Below are 4,818 nucleotides of genomic sequence, written 5' to 3'. Positions count from 1 at the left end.
TGGCAGACTACGGAATCGTAGGCGACCTGTTTGAAGTGGTTCCGGTTCTGACAGAAGAATTGAAGAAAGTGCTGGTCGAGTAATAGTATAGACAGGAGCGACTCCACCTAAGAGCCATTGTGTGGAGTCGTTTTTGTTTTTTTGTGCGATCATCGCTTTTTGTCCATTTGTCATGTAAACTGGGTGTAAGGAAGGAGATGGGAACAATGAGAAAATCATTGTTGTCACTGTCACTGATTACGGTTTTGCTTGCAGGATGCTCGGACAAGACGGTCGAGAATACCCCTGCCACCAGCTCTGCACCTAGTGATTCCCCTCCGGTTTCGGTCCAAAAGCAAGCGGACAGTGAGGTCATTTTTCTGGAGAAAAAGGATCTTACGGGTGACGGAAAACTTGAAACGGTTTCCTTACGTGGCTTGGACAAAGAGAATTCAAATCAGACTGCTTTTAAACGGCTGCAGATTCGTGTAGAAGGGGAAGGGTGGAATCAGGAAGCCTTGATCGAAAGCGAGTCTCCCGTGAAACCTCTCGATTTGGCCATCCTTGACTTGACTGCCGACGGTCACAAAGAGATTGCCGTGAAGACGGATCGCGGAAGCACCGGCAAAGGGATTGTTCAATTGACTCTCTTTACTGTTTCTGCGGATCGGAAATTGGAAGAAATGAAGTTTGACAACAGCCGGAATCCTGAGTTTCGACTGCGACTTTTGAATACCAATCAATATGAGCTGCTGGATCCGCTATTGAATAAGGCCTGGAAGCTGCAGCTCGAAGAAGAAAAAGTAGCGGCAACCGGGAATCCGGGTATGTCGGGACAAAGGCCGGAAATTGATCTTCCGTATGAATGGAACTGGACGGACGCAGATAACGATGGAAAGATCGATTTGATATCAAGACGCGCGGTTTGGATCGCAAGTCATTCCAACATGTTGTTTGATGTGCAAACAGTTTATAAGTGGGACGGAAAAGTATGGAAACCTCAAGGGTATACTCTTATACCTGAGAAGGGTGTGAAAATCGTAAACTGACTCAACTTCAGAAACTCTCATTCGGTTGACATAGAGCCGGAATGCATGCGAAGCTAATTTTGAGGTGATTGCCATGCAGTGGCCCTGGGGAAACGGATGGGTGCTTCTTCTGTTGACAGTGGTCGTTTTGGTGGTATTGGTTGCTTGTACCCCTGCCGTAAAAGAGAAGAAAGAGCAGAAAGAGTATGTTGTCACAGTAGAAGGAACCATCATGAAGGTTCTGGAGGATGATACGGATACGAAGGGCGGCAAACACCAACGACTTTTTGTCCGTGTGAACAAAGTTTTGGATAATCCGGAGGACGTTCGGATTGAAAGGAAGGAAGACATTTTTGTTGCAATCCGTTACGGGGACAAGGACGGTTTTCCACAGCGGCTGAAAGAGCTGGATAAAGGAGAAGGAAAGCGCATTGAAATTCGAGGGCGCTATATCCCGAAGGAGCAGGCAGTGGGCAATGAAAAGAAGTCCGTGCTTCATTTTACACACAAACCTGTAGGGTATATTCGGTTCGATAATAAAACACATCGGTAGAAAACGGTCATCGGCAAAACCGATTGACCTTTTGTATTCCTCTACGCTGACATGACGGATTCCTCGATTGACATGAAAAAACCTTACCATATGGCAAGGTTTTTTCGAGGGCCAGTTAGCTTACTTTGTAAGCCATCGCACCCTATTGTTGCTCCACGACATGCTTTTTTAAGTCCTTAAAGGAGTCTTTATTGTTGGTTGCCCATTCCATTTTATTCTTAACGCTTTCGGTGGCTTCTACCTTAGAACCTTTAGTTAATTCAATAACAACTGGGAACAATTCTTCGTTTCCGGATTCAACCTTTTCCAGGATGAATGGTATCGCGGGTGTCCCTAATTCCAAAAGACGCTTTGCTTTTTCATCGGAGCTCACTTTGGAATCAGAAGCAATTGCATCAACGGTAGCAGGAATGGAAGCTAGATGCTTCTTCCATTTAGAATTAAAGTCCTTTGCAGTTTCCCATTGAGAAGTTTTCTTCAGATCTACCTTCGCGATACGTTCAATCGCGATTGCTGTAATGTACTCTTGCAGACCGTCATGTTCACTTCGAGACAACTTTTTGTGTAGGTACGGCAGTGCATCATTACCTAGATTGATGATTTCGTTGAAGTCGTCATTGCCTTGAATGTAATCATAAGGATTCGAACTTGAGGCTAACTCCGATCTTAAGGAGATCTCCTTATTGATTTTTTGAGCAATGGAAGCAAAATTATTATCGATCTTCTTTTCAATGGAGGCACTCGTATTTTGATTGATTAACATTGTTACAATAAAACTACAAATGAAAAGCGTTAGAAATAATTTCTTCACTTACACCACTCCTTCTTTTTGTTATTGTTTGGCGTATTTACGGTAAGCATCCCCATAAACGCCGTTCGACGTGTAAGGCGACCAACCTTGGTGTTGCAATAGTTCAAGCTGTCCCCACTTTGCGTTACTATATGTGGTGCCGTTAACCGTATCCGCGAAGCGACCAAAATGTCCAATAGAAGAGGAAGTACCGTAGGAGATTATTTCGTAGAATGCGACATTTTGACTATCCATGCCTTGACCATATTTATAACCTTTATTATACAAGTAGGTATCAACTTGCGAACTAGTTGGGTTGCTAGACCCCCAAGGCCAAACCCAACTGCTGTAATTCCCTAATGCGTATGCGAGACAATTGTATTGCGAGGTAGCATCTCCTAACCAGGCATAATTGTAAGCTACTTTAAGATTGCTATTAAGTGTAGATGCCGGGGTTGTAATGCCTGCAAGTGCTGTTGAAGAGCCAGCAACAATTGCAGCTGCTATTGTTGTTGCAATTAATGCTTTTCGCGATTTCAGCTTAAACAAAATATCCACCTCTTCCTTAAGAATATGAATTCAATCACATAGTCAATTCGCTTTGATGATACAAAACACCTTCCAGTTTGTAGAAAAAATTTTTACTTTTTAGATTTTTTAAGTTTTATTCTAACGCAATTGAACTTTCTGTTAAATATACTAGCTACAATCAACAGGATGAAAAACGGAGTATTTTGTTACCGGTAATTGTCTCAGCGTATGTTCTCTTTAAAATGTGGTGGGATCCCTAATTCCACTTATCGTGATCATATTCATATTTGCTTATAGTAAACAAATTGTATTTAAAAAGGTGCCCCTGCAAAAAGAGGGACACCATTCACAGATGTTAAATATGAAGACTTGAACCTATTTCTCTTCGATTGTCACCGATTTGATGATCACTTCCTCTTTCGGCACACTCATTTCTCCATGTAGATCGGGGCCGACTGGCACGGAGGAAATGGCCTGGACAACATCCATCCCTTCAGTTACTTTTCCGAATACGGTGTATTTGGGTGTATGCTCAAGACTCCTTACCCCATCGCCGTTCCCGATGAAAAATTGGCTGCCGTTGGTGTTGGGGCCTGCATTTGCCATTGCGACAACTCCAGGTTCATACGGGTATTTTGGCGGAAGTTCATCGTCAAACCGATATCCCGGGCCGCCAGCTCCGTTTCCGAGCGGATCTCCCGTTTGAATCATAAATCCTTTGATGATCCGGTGGAACCGAATGCCGTCATAGAACTTGTCCTTTGCCAGGAATACGAAATTGTTCACGGTTTTCGGAGCTTCTTTGGCATGCAGTTTGATCTTGATATCGCCTTTGCTTGTATGAAGAGTCGCGGTGTAGGACTTGTTGGGATCAATCATCATGTTCGGAGCCTGTTTGTATTTATTGTGTTTGGATGCGGTCGGCGATTGCTGAGGGGCTTGTCCCTGCTGAGGCTGCCCTTGCCCGGGAGCGGGTGTCTCACTCTGCTTTGTTCCGCACCCCGTTATCAGGCCGGTGGCAAGTAATGTGCTGAGTGTAATCAGTACAATTTTCCGATTCATTTTTCTACCTCCTCGTACAGAACAATACCACGAAACTGGAGAATTGAAAATTTCATCAAAAAATTTTGATTAAGGGATTTCCAAAATTCGCCGTTCGGAATATACTACCAATAGATCAAAAAAAATTGATTAACGGGTGAAGCAAATGAAAGAACTTCCTATGTTGCAATCATCCCCTCTTCCCGCTTTTGACCAGTACGAGTTGAAGTTCAAAGCATTGGCTGACAGAAAGAGACTGCAAATACTCCACGAATTATGGGAGCGGGGTAAGACGTGTGTTTGTGACTTGACTGAAATTGTCGACATGCCCCAATCAAAGCTGTCCTACCACCTGAAGATACTGCTTGATGCCAACTTGCTTGTAAAAGAAACGATCGGTACTTGGAGCTACTATCAAATCAATCAAAAAGAAGTCAGCCACTTGTTGTCGGAGGAGCTTTGCTGTATTTTTCGTCCAAATGATCAATGTTAATCGAATTTTTATTAGCCCAATTTCTGGGGGATAAATCAATTTTTTTTGATTAATAAATCAAATTTTCTTGATCAAGGAGGACGTAAGTCTGAAATCCTTAGCAAATGCACGTATCCAAGAAAAAGCGCATACCAAATAAGCCGTACACAAGACGACTGAAAGGAAAATAATGTATTTTATTTGAGAGGTGAGGGAATCAGGCTGTTGACTCCATGATTTGGTAACCTTGCGCTTTCGCCAAGGCAATCGCTTGTTCAACCGTAATTTCACGGTCTACTGGACGAACGTCGGATTTTTTATACAAATCAGGGTTATAGGGTTCTTTGTTCTTTAAGAGTCTGTTTAAAAACTACGTACTGAATTAAAATTCTGAACAAAATCTCACCAAGCGGAATTCCTTTTA

General features: G+C 42.9%; 6 protein-coding genes. 3 read left to right on the top strand and 3 right to left on the bottom strand.

The window, feature by feature from the left end; translation table 11 throughout:
- Positions 1–206: 206 nt before the first annotated feature.
- Together ACFO8Q_RS23750 and ACFO8Q_RS23745 are read left to right on the top strand one after the other, a co-directional pair.
- Positions 207–1,028: a hypothetical protein gene (locus ACFO8Q_RS23750; protein ID WP_380029847.1), complete on the top strand. Its 822-nt coding sequence runs from the start codon at positions 207–209 to the stop codon at positions 1,026–1,028.
- A gap of 73 nt (positions 1,029–1,101) precedes the next feature.
- Positions 1,102–1,560, top strand: coding sequence for a hypothetical protein (locus ACFO8Q_RS23745; protein ID WP_380029845.1), 459 nt, complete (start codon positions 1,102–1,104; stop codon positions 1,558–1,560).
- Positions 1,561–1,702: 142 nt separating this feature from the next.
- Here ACFO8Q_RS23745 and ACFO8Q_RS23740 read toward each other — a convergent pair whose 3' ends face one another.
- From ACFO8Q_RS23740 to ACFO8Q_RS23730, 3 genes are all read right to left on the bottom strand, one after another.
- A complete protein-coding gene (locus ACFO8Q_RS23740) occupies positions 1,703–2,371 on the bottom strand; it encodes a hypothetical protein (protein WP_380029843.1) in 669 nt (222 codons plus the stop codon).
- A gap of 21 nt (positions 2,372–2,392) precedes the next feature.
- The gene (locus ACFO8Q_RS23735; RefSeq protein WP_380029841.1) at positions 2,393–2,899 is read right to left on the bottom strand and encodes a DUF7689 domain-containing protein; all 507 of its coding nucleotides are present in this window, start codon (positions 2,897–2,899) and stop codon (positions 2,393–2,395) included.
- Positions 2,900–3,256: 357 nt separating this feature from the next.
- Positions 3,257–3,943: a peptidylprolyl isomerase gene (locus ACFO8Q_RS23730; protein WP_380029839.1), complete on the bottom strand. Its 687-nt coding sequence runs from the start codon at positions 3,941–3,943 to the stop codon at positions 3,257–3,259.
- Between the two features lie 145 nt (positions 3,944–4,088).
- Here ACFO8Q_RS23730 and ACFO8Q_RS23725 point away from each other — a divergent pair, with 145 nt between their 5' ends.
- On the top strand, positions 4,089–4,415 hold the full coding sequence (locus ACFO8Q_RS23725; protein ID WP_380029837.1) for an ArsR/SmtB family transcription factor: 327 nt from the start codon (positions 4,089–4,091) through the stop codon (positions 4,413–4,415).
- Positions 4,416–4,818: the final 403 nt, after the last annotated feature.

It is taken from the genome of Effusibacillus consociatus, assembly GCF_042652925.1.
GTDB classification, from domain to species: Bacteria; Bacillota; Bacilli; order Tumebacillales; family Effusibacillaceae; genus Effusibacillus; species Effusibacillus consociatus.
This window is presented reverse-complemented; position numbering and strand designations above follow the sequence as displayed.

Excerpts from the sequence above, each read along its gene's own strand:
- ACFO8Q_RS23730 (WP_380029839.1), bottom strand. The coding sequence starts at position 3,943 with ATGAATCGGAAAATTGTACTGATTACACTCAGCACATTACTTGCCACC.
- ACFO8Q_RS23745 (WP_380029845.1), top strand. The coding sequence starts at position 1,102 with ATGCAGTGGCCCTGGGGAAACGGATGGGTGCTTCTTCTGTTGACAGTG.
- ACFO8Q_RS23750 (WP_380029847.1), top strand. The coding sequence starts at position 207 with ATGAGAAAATCATTGTTGTCACTGTCACTGATTACGGTTTTGCTTGCA.
- ACFO8Q_RS23725 (WP_380029837.1), top strand. The coding sequence starts at position 4,089 with ATGAAAGAACTTCCTATGTTGCAATCATCCCCTCTTCCCGCTTTTGAC.